Raw genomic sequence first — 15,248 nt, 5'->3', positions numbered from 1 at the left:
CTGGCGATGTAGTCCTAGGCTATTACCTAAGTGCTGGATGCGGGGCGGATACTGGTATCGCTCCCTCAACCCGTTACAGGAGAAAGCTCATGGCTGTGAAAAAGATTCTGATGCTGGTCGGCGACTATGTCGAAGACTACGAAGTGATGGTGCCGTTCCAGGCCTTGCAGATGGTTGGCCACACCGTGCATGCGGTCTGCCCGGACAAGAGCGCCGGCCAATCGGTGCGCACCGCCATCCACGACTTCGAAGGCGACCAGACCTACAGTGAAAAGCCGGGGCACAACTTCGCCCTGAATTTCGACTTCAGCCAGGTCAAGGCCGATGATTACGATGCCCTGCTGATTCCCGGCGGCCGCGCCCCGGAATACCTGCGCTTGAATGCCGAAGTACTGGCCCTGGTGCAGGCCTTCAATGCGGCCAACAAGCCCATTGCTGCGGTGTGCCATGGCGCCCAGCTGCTGGCCGCCGCCGGTGTGCTCGACGGCCGTGAATGCAGTGCCTACCCGGCCTGCGGGCCGGAAGTACAGCTGGCGGGTGGCCGCTATATGGATATCCCCGTGGATCAGGCCCATGTCCAGGGCAACCTGGTCACCGCCCCGGCCTGGCCTGCGCATCCGGCCTGGCTGGCCGGTTTCCTCAAGCTGCTGGGTACCCAGATCAGCCTGTAGACTGCCATCCGGGCAGGCGTCTGTGCACTGGCGCCTGCCCGCTACTGATTTCCGTCCCCGATCGAGGCAAGGCGCCCATGTGCGAGCTCTACGTCAAAGCCGACCCGATTCTCTACGAATCCCGCTCGCGCTCGCTGCGCATTCGCGGGGTGGTCACCACCCTGCGCCTGGAAAACCAGTTCTGGGACATCCTCGCCGAAATCGCCGCAGTCGACGGCATGACCACCAACCAGTTGATCAGCAAACTCTACGACGAGGTCATGGACTACCGGGGCGAGGTGGTGAATTTTGCCTCCTTCCTGCGCGTCAGCTGCACGCGTTTTCTCAACCAGCGGCCGAGCAATGTGCGCGAGCTGTCACTGGCGCAGCGGGCACAATAACCGGGCAGGCAAAACAGCGACTACGCGATCCTGGTTACCGTGGCGGATGCCGACAACAGCGTTCTTGCGCCGTCTGGATTAAACTCGTTTACCAGGCAAGAAACGGAGGCGAGTGATGAGCGGCGAATTAAAGATCGAAGATATTCGGGTGGGCGAGGGCAAGGCAGTGGTCAAGGGTGCCCTGATCACCACCCAGTACGACGGTTTTCTCGAAAACGGCAGCAAGTTCGATTCCTCCTACGATCGCGGCAAACCCTTCCAGTGCGTGATCGGCACCGGCCGGGTGATCAAGGGCTGGGACCAAGGCCTGATGGGCATGAGGGTCGGCGGCAAACGCAAACTCTTCGTCCCGGCCCACCTCGGCTACGGCGAACGAGAGTTCGGCCCCCATATCAAGCCCAACTCCAACCTGATCTTCGAGATCGAACTGCTGGAAGTGCTGACGCGGGATGATTGACGGGCGCCTGTGCCGGTCTGAGCGGACGGGCGTTGAGCGCAGCTGTTCCCGGCACGGCCAAGCGCCGCAATGCACAGAACACCACCTGCCGCGCCTCGGTGAGAAGGGGCGCGCAAGATCGTCCCCTCTCAACCCCTACGCCGACAGCTGGCGGCGTTGCTTGAGCAATAAGCGCACGCCCCACAGCAGCGCGGCGAACATGATGCCGATGCCCAATCCAAAGCTGAATCGGGCGAATGCCTGGGCGCTATCCAGGGTGCCGGTCATCACCAGCAGATTGCCCCAGTCATGCGACGCTTCGCCGCCACCGCCCACCAGCGGCATTGCCCGGTAAGGCGCATCGGCAATATACGGGGCCAGGTCGACCAGGCTCTGCCCGCACCACCAGAGCGTCACGCTGGCCGCATAGTTGTCGTGGTGAAAGAAGCTGAAGGCCACCAGCAGGATCAACGGCAGCAGCACCTGAAACAGGCTGCCACCGAGGATGGCCATGAACCGGCCCAGCGGCGAAAACAGCACATGGCCAAACTCATGGAACGGCAGATTGATGTTGTGCATGAACGAGCCGCCGATGACTGCCCAATCGATACCGTGCGCCATGAACCACAGCGCCCACAGTGCCAAGGCCACGGACAACAGACCGCGCCCATACAGACTGGCCGTATCGACACGCCCCGGCAGCTGCATGAAGTGCTCGCGCACGCCCATGCGCGGCGGCTCGTCGATGGACAGTGCGCTGGTTACCGTCGCGGCACCGTCGGCACGTGCCAACCACTTGTTGATCGCAATACCGCAACCGGGACAGATATCACGGTGAATAGGTGCATCTTTGGCCGTGCGCAGGTAGGCGCATTTGGGGCATTCGCTCATGGCTTCACGGGTCTATTGGCTGAGTGTTGTTGTCTGCATCGTTGCACTTGCTCTCGAGTCGATCAGCCCAGGTCGCAGGACTGCCAGTAGCGCGCCAGGGTCAAGCGCCGTAAAGACCTCTTCCGGAGCAGGCCATGCACCCTGTCCCCTCAGCTGCCGCGTGCAGCGCTAGCACCCTGGGAAGGCGGCCAAGGCAAGCGTTCTGATTATGCATCAGCGCTCCTGGCCGTTGGCTGCCGGCCAGCAATGACCGCTGCCGAGCGCTTGCCGATTGTCAGCCAATGCAGTCTGCGGCCGCAATGGCCCAGCGCTCAGCCAGCGCTGGGACCCTGTTCATGCCCAGCTTTTGCCGTAACGAGGCGCGGCGCCAGGACCTGGCTGGCAATGGCGATGGCGAGAGCGATGACAATCAGCATCGCGGCGACGGCGAAGGTGGCGTGCATGCCGACTGCAACCGCCTCGGGATGCGCGCTGCTGATGTCGGTCGTCGCCGCGCCAAACGCGAACACCGAGCCCATCACCGAGGCGCCGGTGATCAAGCCGAGATTACGCGACAGATTGAGCAAGCCGGAGACCACGCCGCGCCGGTCTGGACGCACATCCGCCATGACTGCGGTGTTGTTGGCCGCCTGGAATAGCGCATAGCCGGCAGTGAGGACGATAAGTGGGGCGATGTAACCCAGAACACCGAGACTCATGGGCAGCACGGGCAGGATGAGCGCGCCGGCCGCCATGATGCCGAGTCCGGTGATGCTCATGCGCGGTGCGCCGAAGCGATCGACGCTGCGGCCGGCCGGCACGCCCGTCAGCGCCGAGACGATCGGGCCGGATGACATGGCCAGCCCGACCCGTGCTGCATCGAGCCCCAGCGCAGTGGAGAGGTAGAACGGACCGACCACCAGTGTCGCCATCATCACCGTCATGACCAGGGCGCTCATCACAAAGCTCGCGCCGAGGGGCGAATCACGAAACATCGCCAGGCGGATCAGCGGTGAAGCCGCCGTGCTTTCGACCCGCAGAAAGAGGCCGACGCCCAGCGCCGCCGCGACCAATAGCGCCGCATTGAGCAGGCCGAAGCTGCCGCGCCCCAGGGTCATGGCCAGCGCGTAGGCGGTGAGTGCCAAGGCGAGCAGCAGCGTGCTCAGGTGGTCGAAACGCATGCGCTCGGCCTGCGCTACCGGCCGATCGGCGGGCAGGTGGCGCGCGGCCAGGATCAATGCCAGCAGACCCAGCGGCAGGTTGATGAGGAAGATGGCCCGCCAACCGGGACCGGCGATCAGCACACCCCCCAGGGTCGGGCCGAGTGCAGTGCCGATCGCCGACAGGGTGCCGAGCAGGCCCATGGCGCTGCCGGTCTTCTCCTTGGTTACCGTCTCGCCAATCAAGGCCATGGTCAGAGCCATCATGATGGCTGCCCCCAGGCCCTGCAGCGCGCGGGCGGCGATCAGCAGCCAAAGCGTGGGGGCTAGGCCGCACAAGGCAGAGGCGAGCGTGAACACCAGTATCCCCGCCAGCATCAGTCGTCGGCGGCCAAGCAAGTCACCGAGCCGCCCGACGCTGACGATCAGGCTGGTGATGGCCAGCAGGTAGGCGAGGACAACCCACTGGACGCTTTGAAAGCTTGCGCTGAATGCCTGGGCCAGGGTCGGCAAGCCGATATTGGCGATGCTGCTGGCCAGCGAGGACAGCAACATGGTGAGTGACAGGCTGACCAGTGCCCACCTCACCGACGCCCTGGGTTGCCCATGTTCGCTGACCTCATCAGCTGTTTCCGCACCGTCTGGCCTCGCTATGAATTTCATGCTGACGACTCCCGATAGGTTGATGTCAGCAGCCTAATGCGCTATCTGGAGTGGCGTAAGGCGCAGCATTTGCAGTTTATTGGTGCATATGACGCCATGTCAGAATGGAGCCATGCCGAGGTTTATCTATGTCGATGCCCGATCTCAACTTGCTGATCACCCTGGATGTACTGCTCGCCGAGGGCAGCGTCGCGCGCGCCGCGCAACGCCTGCGGCTGAGCCCCTCGGCCATGAGCCGGGCCCTGGCACGACTGCGTGAAACCACCGGCGATCCGCTGCTAGTCAGGGCCGGACGCGGCCTGGTCCCCACGCCCAGGGCGCTCGAACTGCGCGAGCGGGTCAGTCAGTTGGTGCAGGACGCACAGGCGGCGCTGCGCCCCGTGCAGTTATCCGATCTCCCGCAGCTCGAACGGACATTCACCTTACGCACCAGCGACGGCTTCGTGGAAAACTTCGGGCCGCGCCTGATTGCCCGCATCGCGGCCGAGGCGCCCGGCGTGGTGATGCGTTTCGTGCAGAAACCAGACAAGAACAGCACGTTGCTGCGCGAGGGCAGCGTCGACCTGGACACCGGTGTGGTCGGCGCCGCGACCAGCCCGGAACTGCATACGCGGGCGCTGTTCCGCGACCGTTTCATTGGCGTGGTGCGCAGGGGCCATGCGCTGAGCCAGGGCGAAATCACGCCGGCCCGCTACGCGGCTGGCCGCCATGTGCTGGTCTCGCGGCGCGGCCAGGACCTCGGCCCGGTCGCCGAGGCGCTGGCGGCGCTTGGCCTGCAGCGGCAGATAGTCACCATCGTCGCGGGCCTGTCCGCCGCGTTGTCCCTGTCCCGCGCCAGCGACCTGATCGCCACCGTTGCCGAACGGCATAGCGGCAACCTGAGTGACGGCATGTTCAGTTTTCCCCTGCCGTTCAGCACACCGGCAATCACGGTTGCCCTGCTCTGGCACCCGCGCATGAATGCCGACCCCGCGCATCGCTGGCTGCGCGAATGCGTGAGGGAGGTCTGTACGGAGCAGCTCAGTAGTACTGCGGGGCTATAACGAAACCCAAGCCTCAGAAGCAATCTACAAAGGCGCATCTGGAGTTAGTTGGGCCGGTCGCAGCCGATCACTAATGACCGAAATCGGCGCAAAAGCGGGCGCTCAGTCCGTGAAAACATGAAAAATAAATCAGTCCCCTTTGCCGTCCGAGGCCACTCAGCCAGGCTAAATGCCCTTGCCCAGCACCTTTCCGTTAACAGTCTCGCCGTATAGGTTCACGCCATCGTTGGCGTGATACTTGTCGCGAGTCTTCTCGACCGAACCATCGATCAAGCGCGGGTCCTGTGGCCGTTCGTGGCTGTTCATGAATGCCGCCACATGCCAGGCATCTTCATCCGACAAGCTGCCGCCTTTGCCCAGGGGCATGCTCTCCTTTATGAACGCGGCGGCCGTATTGATCCGATGCATGCCTGCGCCCCAATTGAACGAGTCCGCCCCCCACAGCGGTGGAAAAACATAGTCTGCGCCTGACTTCTGCCCTTCGCCGTTCTCTCCATGGCACACCGCGCACTGCGCGGCGTAGACCTGCTGCCCTTTAGCAAGGTCATAGCCGCCTTCGGGTTGCGGCACTTGCGGATAGGCACGGCCTGGCAGTTCCTGACCGGTCGGTGCGCCAGTCGCGAGCCAGTACGAATAGGCCGAGAGGGCCGCAATTACCGGACCGTCCGCTTCCGGTGCCTTGCCGTTCATGCTGAACTGAAAACACCCCTGCAGCCGCTCGGCGTAGGTGTTTACCTTGTCGTTCTTCTTCCGGTACGCCGGGTACATGGTGTACGCCGCCCACAGCGGTGCGGAGTTGGCTTTTCGCCCCTGCTCTAGGTGGCAGTTGGCGCACGCAAGGCCGTTACCTACATATTCCGGCGCACGATTTTTTGTATCGACGAAGATGGCGCGGCCTTCCTGTACCAGCTTTCCAAAGGCGTTGTCCGGGAGCTCGCTTTCCTGCGGGGGCTGAAAATACGTGCGGCTGGCGGGTTCTCCTGTGCCGATGCGAATCTGCGACTGATCCTCCATTGCGATGTCGGCCGCATGTCCAGGAATGGCAAGTGCGAACAGCAGCAAGGCGCTTGTGTGAGCTCTCATCTTCCTGCTCCTGTGTCGGTCAAGTTGGCGAAATATGCCGAGACGGCCTTGATCTCGTCCTCGGTGAGGTCACGAGCGATGTGCCCCATCAGGTCGTTGGGATCGTTCTTACGGGTGCCTTGGCGCCAGGCGATCAGCTGCGAGGACAGATACTGGGCGGATTGCCCCGCGAGTGGAGGAAAGGAATCGCCGACACCCACACCGCCAGGTCCATGGCAGGAGACACATTCGGGGATGTTGCGCTCCCATGCGCCACGCAGTGCCAGTGTTTCTCCAAGGCCTTGAGCCGCAGCTGTGCGGCCGATTCGCTCGACGTCGGGTCGCGGCTTGTTGGCGAGCATCGTCGTGACGGCGTCCGCTTCCTCGGCACTCAAGGCGGCAGCGATCGATTGCATGATCGGATTGGCGCGTTCACCGGAAGCGAAATCGGCCAGCTGTCTTTTCATGTAGACGGCGGACAAACCGGCAAGTCGCGGAAATCCGGCTGCGGCCATGCCCTCAGCCTCGGCACCATGGCAGGTGACGCACGCCATCGCGGCAGTATTGGCGCCGCCTTTGCCATAGACAGCGGTCGGATCTGCCGCCTGGGTAGACACGGATATCGCTAAAAGCAGCCCTGCCAGGGGCCAGCGAGAGACGTTCATGTAGCCTCCACATCGTTATTGTTTTAGGTGTCGGCACTGGCCGATTGGTAGCGGTTCAACGTTTCGCGGACAGCGGCCCCATGATCTGATTCAGCGAATCGGCACGAGGAGCACCTTGCTGTTGTTGCAGGTGTCCCTCGTCGTCCAGGTAGTAAATTGCCGGTGTTGCCGAGGCCCCCATTTCACTCATCAATGTCAGGTTCGCCTCGAGCTGTTCATTTACCTTAGGCGAAATGCTTTCGACCGGCTCCAGTTTGCTTGCCTTGCCTGCCGCTTCATGGGCGTTGAGGGCCGCCTGGGGATCCTTCGCAACCAGCAATGCTGCGGATTTTCCTGCACTGTCCGGACGCAACATGCCGACCATTACGTGACGAAGCTGAACATCGCCGGCTTCGACCCAGGGCCGTGCCTGTTTCCAGAACATGTTGCAGAACGGGCAGTTCGGATCGGAAAACATGTAGACGGTCCGCGGCGCCTCAGCTGCACCGTCCTGAATCCAGGTACTGCTTTCGAGCCGCTGCCACATTTCCTTGCTCAGGGGTTCGTACACCAGTTTTTCAAGCGGGGCGCGTGTCAGGTCTTCGCCGCTTGCATCAAGCAAACTGCCGATCAGAACGTGATCACCGTCCGGCGTCAGGTACAGCGCCATGCCCTCACCGTTATAGCGCGCGGCGTAGCCCTGCAATCCGCCGGGGGCATCAAAGCTGCCGACAACTTTGGCACCGCGGGCTTCAATCGCCTGGATCGCAGGTGGCAGGGTTTGCGCCAGCGCTAGCGGCGCTGGCAGCAAAGCAATGGCGGAAAGGAACAAGGAAATCGGTCGCACGATATTCATGGCTGAGTATTCACTTCTAGTTGTTCAAGGGCACGCGCCAGGCTGGCGTGCGACAGTTCACCGAGGTGGCTGCCAACCTGGCGCCCCTCTGCGTCGTAAAAAAGCGTTGTCGGCAATGCCGAAGATCCGATGCGCTGGCCAAGCCGTCCGCCGCTGTCGAGCAGTACGTTTTCCAGGCCGAGCCCTTCGGCGCGGAGGAAGTCAGCGATGACCCGCTCGCCCTCGCCCTGGTTGACGAAGAGGAAGGTCACCTCGGATTCATTGCGCTGCGCTTCGGCCAGTACCGGCATTTCTCGCCGACACGGCGGGCACCAGGTGGCCCACAGGTTGATGACCAGGGGTTTGCCGACGAAGTCCTGCAAGGCCACCGGCTTGCCCCGGTTATCCCGCAGGCCCATCTCGGGGAGGCGCGTGCCCTGCTCGAAAGCATGGAGTGCAAAGGTAGCCAACCCCCAACTCAGCACACCCACCGCCACGGCCCAGCCCAGCGGTTTGCGCAAGGTCTCCTCGCGCCAGGCGAGCCATGCGCCGAGAAGCACAGCGGCCAGCACGCCCGGCCAGGCTATGAAGCCGCCGTCGCGGATATCGATCACGCGCCAGGGTTCGTCACGAAAATGCTCGAAGTACACCAGCACGAACGCCAGGCGAGCGACCAGCAATGCCACCAGCAACAACCTGAACAGCTGCTGCTCGGGATTGCGCTCGTTGCGGCGTCCAGCCCACCAGCCGGTCAGCATCGCCAAAAACAGGCTGACCAGCAGCAATACATGCGGAACGGCCAGTGCCAAGGGGCCGACATTGATCGTCAACATCAGCCTCGCTCCATGGTTTCGTTCCACTTGCCGATGAATTGGCTGGCGTCGACCTCACCGGTGATGCGCTGCGAGCGGCGCTCCACCCCGTCCGGGCCGATCAACAGCAGTGTCGGCGGCCCCATGACTTGGTAGCGGTTCAGCAGTGCTCGACTGGCAGGATTGGTTTTCGTCACGTCGGGACGCTGCACACGCACGTCCTTGAGCGAAGCTTGCACCTGCGCGTCGCCGAACACTTCTTCTTCCATGATCTTGCAGGACACGCACCAGTCCGCGTAGTAGTCGACCAGCACCCATTGCCCTGCCGCTTTGGCTGCTGCGAGTTCACGATCAAGAACAGCGGGCTCACTGAAACCGACGAAACCATGCGCAGCCTCGACCGCAGCCGCCGAAACGACGCCACCAGTGAAGACCTCAAGCGGCCGGATCGGATCCTGCGCACCACCCGCCGCGCCCAATACCATGGCCATACCCCATATGCCGGATAACGCCGCGACGGACCTGCTCAATGCCTGGTGCTGCTTGAGTTGACGCGACAGTTGCAGCAGCACGCTCGCGACCACGAGCAGAAGCGCGCCCCACAATCCGACCCATAGCGGATCCGGCAGTAACGGGCGGAGCACATAGAGTGCCGCGACCAGAAAGAGAAAACCGAACACGACTTTGACGCGATCCATCCAGGCACCCGGCTTTGGCAGGAAGCGATTGCCCAGCATCACCAGCAACAGCAACGGCGTGCCTATTCCCAGGCCCAGGGCGAACAGCGCCAGGCCGCCGTGCACGGCGTTGCTGCTTTGTGCGATGTACAGCAAAGCCGCGGCCAGAGGCGCGGTCATGCAAGGCCCGACCAGCAATCCAGACAACACACCCAGAGCACTGGCCCCCACCAGGCTGCCACCCTTGCGTTTGCGACCGGCTTGCTCCAGCCGGTCACGCAGGCCCGCTGGCAATTGCAGCTCGAAGAAACCGAACATTGGCAAGGAGAGCAGAACGAATAGACCGGCAAAACTCCCGATCAACCAGGGCTGCATCAACCATCCCTGCAGATTCGCCCCGAGCAGCGCGGCCACGACGCCAAGCGCGGCATAAACCAGCGCCATGCTGACCACATAAGCAGCAGCGAGGGCCAAACCGCGACGCGGGCTGGCTTGGCTGCCCACCACGATACCGGCCAGGATCGGCAACATGGGCAGTGAGCAAGGCGCAAAGGCCAGCAGCAAGCCAAGCCCAAAGAAGATCAACAGACTCCAGCCAAGCGCCTGCTGCTGCAGGCCGCTCGCCAATGCCTGATCATCGGCCTGTGCGGATTCTGACGGGGCTCGATCCAGATCTACCGTGCGCGTCTGCGGCGGGTAACAGAGGCCCGCATCGGCGCAGCCCTGCCATCCCAGCTCGAGCGTCCCGGCAGTCGCATCCGGGATGACCACTTCCAGGCTGCCACGATAGATCTGCGAGGCCCCAAAGTAGTCGTCGTGATAAGGCTGACCGGATGGCAATAGCGGCTCGCTACCCGCCGGCAGCCCAACGAATCGCAACCGCTCCTGATAGAGGTAATAACCCGGTGCGATATCCCAACGCAGCACTGCTGCGCCGGTGTCGGCTCGTTCGACATGCAGGCTGAACGCCTGGTCCACCGGCAAAAACTCCTGCTGCTGACCCAGCGTGAACGGCGAGGCGTTTGCCAGCTGAACAAGCCAGAGGCAACAGGCCATACAAAGAACAATCGCTCGCATGCGCTACACCCTGGAAACAGATACGGCTTGAGCATGGCGGCCCGGGATTAAGAGGCCATTAACGAATCGCCAGTCGCTGGGTAACGGCCAGCTGCGGGCATGCACTGAACCTGGCAAAGCGACGGCCGCCGCCGATACGGCCGAAGTCGGGGTACCATCCCTAATGCTCCGTTAATCCTGGCGGACCACACTTGGCGGCGTGTTCACGCGATCCCAACCCATGCATGTACTACTGACAGAAGACAACGCGCTCATTGCGAGCGGCATAGTCGCTGGGCTCGAAGCCCTGGGATTCACCGTGGCCCATGCCGCCACGGCTGCACAGGCCGACGCGCTGCTGCGCGCCGCCCGCTTCGATCTGATGATTCTCGATCTCGGGTTGCCCGACGAGGATGGCCTGCATTTCCTGCATCGTCTGCGCCGTCGCGGGCTCGAACTACCGGTGCTCATTCTGACCGCTCGAGATGCGGTGGCCGAACGCGTCTCGGGGCTCCAGGCGGGCGCCGACGACTATCTGGTCAAACCATTCGATCTGCGTGAACTGGCTGCCCGCCTGCACGCCCTGCTGCGCCGGGCCGCTGGACGAGCGACTCATCTTATCGAGCACGGGCCGCTCACCTACGACCCTGCCGCCTGCGCTGCCTTAATGGCGGGTGAGCCCATCGACCTGTCCCGCCGCGAACAGGCGTTGCTGCAGGCGCTTCTGCAGCATCCCGGTCGCGTACTTTCAGCCGAGCAGCTGAAAGATGCGGTGTACGGGCTGGGGGGCGACGTCGAAAGCAACGCGCTCAACGTTCATATCCATCACCTTCGCCGCAAGCTTGGCAATGGCATCGTCGAAACGGTGAGGGGGCTCGGTTATCGCCTGGGTGCCGCCGGAACGGCGACGGACCCGATGCGAGATGCCGACTCATGAGTTTGCGCCTTCGTCTTACGATCACGCTCGGCTCTGCCTTCGTGCTGCTCTGGGCGCTGGCGGCGACCTGGATGCTGTTCGACGTGCGTAACCAGCTCATGCTTACACTCGACCAGCGACTTGCAGCATCGGCCCGGATGGTCGCCGGCCTGCTGATTCAGCTCCCGCAACCACAGTTGGGCGAAGGTGGCGTTACTCGCTTGAGCGCCGAGCAGCTCGGCATCCAGAATGGCCTCGCCTGCCAGGTAAGCTCGTTGCGTGGCGAGATTTTGGCGCGCAGCCACGCGGCGCCGGACAGCGTTCTCGATGCCCATCGCACTGGTTTTCAAGATCAACTGATCGGCGGTACGGCCTGGCGAAGCTATACCCTGATTCAGAACGGGATGCGCGTCACCACGGCCGATCGCCTCGATGAACGCGACACGTTGAAGCGCTCGGTACTGCTGGCCGCGGCGCTGCCGGTATTGGTTGCCCTGCTGGGAAGCCTGATCGTGCTCTGGATCGGCATCGGCAATGGGCTTTCACCGCTCAGGCGAATGCGCAACGCCCTCGCAGAACGTAGCGCCGACTCGGTCGAGCCGCTGCACATCGAGCGATTGCCAGCGGAACTGGCGCCGCTGCTCGAAGCGCAAAATCAGCTGTTCGCCCGGATCGGGCAGATGCTCGAGCGCGAACGGCGACTGACCGATGACGCCGCACATGAATTACGCAGCCCGCTGACGGCAATCAAGACTCACCTGCAGGTCGCGGCCATGACCGAGGGTGACACCGCCAAGCGTGCCCTGGCCCAGGCAGAAATCGGCACCGATCGCCTGCATCGCACTCTGGAGCAGTTGCTCCTGCTCGCGCGCGTGGAAGGCCGCGTTTCCTTCGATGACGGCCTGCGCTGCAGCGCAATCGAAGTGGTGCAACTGGCGATTACCGACGCCAGCCAGCAGGCCGGCCCGTCTGTCGAGTTGCACGCGACTGACAGCGTGTCTCGCAGCGTTCTGGCGATGCCGCCTGTATTGGCTATTGCCGCCCTGCGCAACCTCCTGGACAACGCTCGTCGCCATACGCGGGACGGCACGGTCGTTTGCCTGACGCTTGAACAACTGGGCGAAAGCAAGATCCGCTTCATCGTGCAGGATCAGGGGCCAGGCATTGCGCCCGACCTGGTCGAGCGCTTCACCGAACGTTTCTGGCGAAGCAGCCAAGGCGATGGCAGTGGGCTGGGACTGTCCATCGTCAAGGCGATCGCAGAGCGCTGTGGCTGCGAGCTCAAGTTCGTGTCCCATGATGATGGCCTGCGAGTCGAGTTCGTCGTCGGCTTGCAGCCTGGAGATGTGGAGCAGTGACCGGCCGAAAGCCTGAACGACCAGCAGCACAGATCGTCCGGATCAATATTGGGCAACCCCGCCCCCTCTGCAGGTGATCAGCTCACCCTGGCATTGCGCCTGACCATCTGCGGCAGCTGGCCGATGGTGCGCAGGAGGCCCGGCGTATCCGTTCGCGGTCGGCGAAGCCGGTTTCATCGGCGAGCGTGTCCATGGACAGGCGGCCCTGCTCGATCAGCAGGCGCGCCGCCTCGACGCGCAGGTTCTCCACCGCCTTGGCCGGCGATGGGCCGGTCTCGCGGCGAAATTCCCGGCTGAACCGGCGGACACTGAGGCTCGCGGCTTCGGCCAGTTGCTCCACCGCCAGCGGGTTGCGCAGGTTGTGTTTGGCGAAATCCAGGGCCCTCAGGCGCGGGCCGGACAACCAGGCGCCGGAGGACCAGCTGCTGGTTTCGATCGACCTGAGCGAGTTGCAGTTCAGCTGAGGCGCGGCGCCGTGGACGGTCGCTCGGCACCGGGCCGCCGTGGCAGGCGCACGCAGACTTCCAGTCCGCCCAGGGGCGACTCGTCGAGGCTGATGTTGCCGCGGTGCAGTTCGACCACCCGCAGCACTATCGACAGGCCGAGTCCTGCGCCCTGGCCGCTGCCCTGGCGGTAGAAGCGCTCGAAGAGTTTCTCCCGCTGGGCGGCTTCGACGCCGGGGCCGCTGTCCTGGATGCGCAGCAGCACGGCATCGGCTTGCGCGTGCAGTTGCACCTGGATGCGCCCGCCGGGCGGGGTGTATTGCACGGCGTTGCTGACCAGGTTTTGCAGGAGGGTGCCCAGGCTCGGGGCGTCGGCGAGCAGCTGGTAGTCGGCGCTTTCGTCGGCGTCGAGGTTTAGCTCCTGCTGGCGCTCGAGGGCCAGGGGGATGAGTTCGGCCAGTTCATTGCGGACGAAGCCGAGCAGGTCGAGGTTGACCATCGCCAGTTGCACCACGTTGGGGTCGAGGCGGGCCAGGGTCAGCAGCTGGGTGATTATCCGGGTGGCGCGTTCGACGCCGCCTCCAAGCTGACGCAGGGCGTCGTTGCGGTCGGCCGGGTCGGGGGCTTCCAGGGCGTTTTGGGCGTGAATGCGCAGCACCGCCAGCGGCGTGCGCAGTTCGTGGGCGGCATCGGCGATGAAGCGTTTTTCCTGGTTGAGCAGTTGGTTGACCTGCATCAGCAGGCGGTTGAGTGCGGCGCCCATGGGTTCCAGTTCGGCGGGCAGCGGCGACAGCAGCAGGGGCGCCAGGTTGTCCGGGGCGCGGGCCTTGATCAGCTCGGCCATGCGCTGCAGCGGACGCAGCCCCCAGCCTATGGCCAGCCAGACCAAGAGGGCGAGCAGGGGCAGGCCGACCAGGTCGGGCAGCAGGCTGCGCAGGGCGACTTTACCCACCAGCTCGCCGCGCACGTCGTCGCGCTCGCCCACCAGGATCCAGTGACCATCGGGTAGGTCGCGCAGGATGAACAGGCGCCAGTGATAGTTTCCCACGGCCACCGTGTGGTAACCGGCCAGCTGCTCGGTGATGTCGGCCAGGAGTTCGTCCGTGGCCAGGGTCAGGGCGGGACTGTCCGTTTGCTCCAGATCTTCGACCATTTTTTCCAGTACGCCGTTGGGCGCGCTGGCCGACTGCAGGAGTATCTGGCCCCGTTCATCGAGCACCTGGAAGGCCAGTTTGCCCTCGTAGGGGTGGCCGCTGGCCGAGCCTTCGTCCTCGTCTTGGTCCTCGTCGTGCACCAGGATTGCCTGGTTCAGCGCACGTTGCAGACTCTGGCGTGCGCTTGGGGGCATGTCGCGGCTGACCATGCCTTGCAGCAGGCGGGCGGTCTGCGCCAACTGGGCATCGAACAGCTCTGCGATCTCATGCTGGGCGTCGCGGTAGCTTTTATAGGAGATCAGGGTCATCGACAGGCTGAGCAAGCCGAGAACCAGCAGCAGGGTACGGGCGCGGATCGACAGCATCAGGCTTTATCCACCAGATAGCCGACTCCGCGTACGGTGCGGATCAGCTCGGGAAAGAACTTCTTGCGTAGGTGATGTACGTGCACTTCCAGGGCGTTGCTTTCCAGCTCTTCTTCCCAGCCGTAGAGTGCTTGTTGCAGCTTGTCGCGGGTCAGCACCCGACCGGGTTGGGCGAGCAGTTCGTGCAGCAGGAGAAATTCCTTGCGCGGCAGATTGACCGGTTGCCCCTGAAAACTCACGGCCTGGCTGATCGGGTCGAGGCTGATGCCACGGTATTCCAGGGCCGGTTGCGGGCGGTTGAAGCTGCGCCGCAGCAGGGCGCGCAAACGCGCCTTGAGTTCGGCGACGTCGAAGGGCTTGACCAGGTAATCGTCGGCACCGGCATCCAGCCCGGCGATGCGGTCGGCGGTCGAGTCGCGCGCGGTGAGCACCAGCACCGGCACCGGGTTGGCGGCGGAGCGCAGGTGCTTGAGCACCTGCAGGCCGTCCATGCGCGGCAGACCGAGATCGAGGATCGCCAGTTCAAAGCTTTCATGGGTCAGGGCATGCAGGGCGCTGCTGCCATCCTGTACCCAGTCGACGGTGTAGCCCTCGGGCTTGAGGGCGGTGCGAATGCCTTCACCGAGGGCGGTATCGTCTTCGACCAGCAGAATGCGCATTGTGGATCCTTGTCGAGGGGGCGCCATGCGCACGCAGGCGGCTG

At 63.7% G+C, this 15,248-nt stretch carries 15 protein-coding genes and 1 pseudogene; 6 read left to right on the top strand and 10 right to left on the bottom strand.

Annotation, left to right across the window (positions count from 1 at the left end):
* The first annotated feature begins 89 nt into the window (after positions 1 to 89).
* The 3 genes from LJY18_RS12595 to LJY18_RS12585 all read left to right on the top strand — a co-directional run bounded on the left by LJY18_RS12595 (position 90) and on the right by LJY18_RS12585 (position 1,508).
* Positions 90 to 671 (top strand): DJ-1/PfpI family protein, encoded by a 582-nt coding sequence (locus LJY18_RS12595; RefSeq protein WP_238042162.1) that lies wholly within the window; start codon positions 90 to 92, stop codon positions 669 to 671.
* A gap of 77 nt (positions 672 to 748) precedes the next feature.
* Positions 749 to 1,051 (top strand): ribbon-helix-helix domain-containing protein, encoded by a 303-nt coding sequence (locus LJY18_RS12590; protein ID WP_238042161.1) that lies wholly within the window; start codon positions 749 to 751, stop codon positions 1,049 to 1,051.
* Between the two features lie 115 nt (positions 1,052 to 1,166).
* The gene (locus LJY18_RS12585; RefSeq protein ID WP_238042160.1) at positions 1,167 to 1,508 is read left to right on the top strand and encodes an FKBP-type peptidyl-prolyl cis-trans isomerase; all 342 of its coding nucleotides are present in this window, start codon (positions 1,167 to 1,169) and stop codon (positions 1,506 to 1,508) included.
* A gap of 135 nt (positions 1,509 to 1,643) precedes the next feature.
* Here the strand turns inward: LJY18_RS12585 and LJY18_RS12580 are convergent, their stop codons facing one another.
* Both LJY18_RS12580 and LJY18_RS12575 read right to left on the bottom strand, forming a co-directional pair.
* Positions 1,644 to 2,378 (bottom strand): hypothetical protein, encoded by a 735-nt coding sequence (locus LJY18_RS12580; RefSeq protein ID WP_238042159.1) that lies wholly within the window; start codon positions 2,376 to 2,378, stop codon positions 1,644 to 1,646.
* A gap of 311 nt (positions 2,379 to 2,689) precedes the next feature.
* The gene (locus LJY18_RS12575; protein ID WP_238042321.1) at positions 2,690 to 4,072 is read right to left on the bottom strand and encodes an MFS transporter; all 1,383 of its coding nucleotides are present in this window, start codon (positions 4,070 to 4,072) and stop codon (positions 2,690 to 2,692) included.
* Between the two features lie 236 nt (positions 4,073 to 4,308).
* Between LJY18_RS12575 and LJY18_RS12570 the strand changes: the two genes are divergently transcribed.
* Positions 4,309 to 5,223, top strand: coding sequence for a LysR family transcriptional regulator (locus LJY18_RS12570; RefSeq protein WP_238042158.1), 915 nt, complete (start codon positions 4,309 to 4,311; stop codon positions 5,221 to 5,223).
* A 165-nt stretch (positions 5,224 to 5,388) separates the two neighbouring features.
* Here LJY18_RS12570 and LJY18_RS12565 read toward each other — a convergent pair whose 3' ends face one another.
* From LJY18_RS12565 to dsbD, 5 genes are read right to left on the bottom strand one after another with little or no spacing between them, the layout of a single operon-like run.
* Positions 5,389 to 6,306 carry a c-type cytochrome gene (locus LJY18_RS12565; RefSeq protein ID WP_238042157.1) on the bottom strand — a complete coding sequence of 306 codons (918 nt, stop codon included), beginning with the start codon at positions 6,304 to 6,306 and terminating at the stop codon, positions 5,389 to 5,391.
* Positions 6,303 to 6,950: a c-type cytochrome gene (locus tag LJY18_RS12560; RefSeq protein ID WP_238042156.1), complete on the bottom strand. Its 648-nt coding sequence runs from the start codon at positions 6,948 to 6,950 to the stop codon at positions 6,303 to 6,305. The genes LJY18_RS12565 and LJY18_RS12560 overlap by 4 nt, the downstream gene beginning before the upstream one ends.
* 55 nt (positions 6,951 to 7,005) lie before the next feature.
* Entirely contained in the window at positions 7,006 to 7,785 is a 780-nt protein-coding gene (gene dsbG, locus LJY18_RS12555; protein ID WP_238042155.1) for a thiol:disulfide interchange protein DsbG, read from the bottom strand.
* Positions 7,782 to 8,597, bottom strand: coding sequence for a TlpA family protein disulfide reductase (locus LJY18_RS12550; protein ID WP_238042154.1), 816 nt, complete (start codon positions 8,595 to 8,597; stop codon positions 7,782 to 7,784). Before LJY18_RS12550 ends, dsbG begins: the two co-directional genes overlap by 4 nt.
* Positions 8,597 to 10,330, bottom strand: coding sequence for a protein-disulfide reductase DsbD (gene dsbD / locus LJY18_RS12545; protein WP_442964489.1), 1,734 nt, complete (start codon positions 10,328 to 10,330; stop codon positions 8,597 to 8,599). The genes LJY18_RS12550 and dsbD overlap by 1 nt, the downstream gene beginning before the upstream one ends.
* Positions 10,331 to 10,550: 220 nt before the next feature.
* On the opposite strand from dsbD, the gene LJY18_RS12540 reads away from it, so the two are divergent.
* Together LJY18_RS12540 and LJY18_RS12535 are read left to right on the top strand one after the other, a co-directional pair.
* On the top strand, positions 10,551 to 11,246 hold the full coding sequence (locus LJY18_RS12540) for a response regulator (RefSeq protein WP_238042152.1): 696 nt from the start codon (positions 10,551 to 10,553) through the stop codon (positions 11,244 to 11,246).
* Complete coding sequence (locus LJY18_RS12535) at positions 11,243 to 12,583, top strand: ATP-binding protein (protein ID WP_238042151.1); 1,341 nt, start codon at positions 11,243 to 11,245, stop codon at positions 12,581 to 12,583. The genes LJY18_RS12540 and LJY18_RS12535 overlap by 4 nt, the downstream gene beginning before the upstream one ends.
* Positions 12,584 to 12,660: 77 nt before the next feature.
* On the opposite strand, the pseudogene LJY18_RS12530 reads toward LJY18_RS12535, so the two are convergent.
* The 3 genes and pseudogenes from LJY18_RS12530 to LJY18_RS12520 all read right to left on the bottom strand — a co-directional run.
* A pseudogene (locus tag LJY18_RS12530) lies at positions 12,661 to 12,962 on the bottom strand (helix-turn-helix domain-containing protein); the annotation flags it as partial.
* 77 nt (positions 12,963 to 13,039) lie between these two features.
* Positions 13,040 to 14,545 carry a sensor histidine kinase gene (locus LJY18_RS12525; RefSeq protein ID WP_238042149.1) on the bottom strand — a complete coding sequence of 502 codons (1,506 nt, stop codon included), beginning with the start codon at positions 14,543 to 14,545 and terminating at the stop codon, positions 13,040 to 13,042.
* Positions 14,545 to 15,204, bottom strand: coding sequence for a response regulator (locus LJY18_RS12520; protein WP_238042148.1), 660 nt, complete (start codon positions 15,202 to 15,204; stop codon positions 14,545 to 14,547). The genes LJY18_RS12525 and LJY18_RS12520 overlap by 1 nt, the downstream gene beginning before the upstream one ends.
* Positions 15,205 to 15,248: the final 44 nt, after the last annotated feature.

Origin of the sequence: Pseudomonas sp. MMS21 TM103 (genome assembly GCF_022132145.1) — a bacterium.
In the GTDB taxonomy this organism is placed as follows: domain Bacteria; phylum Pseudomonadota; class Gammaproteobacteria; order Pseudomonadales; family Pseudomonadaceae; genus Aquipseudomonas.
This window is presented reverse-complemented; position numbering and strand designations above follow the sequence as displayed.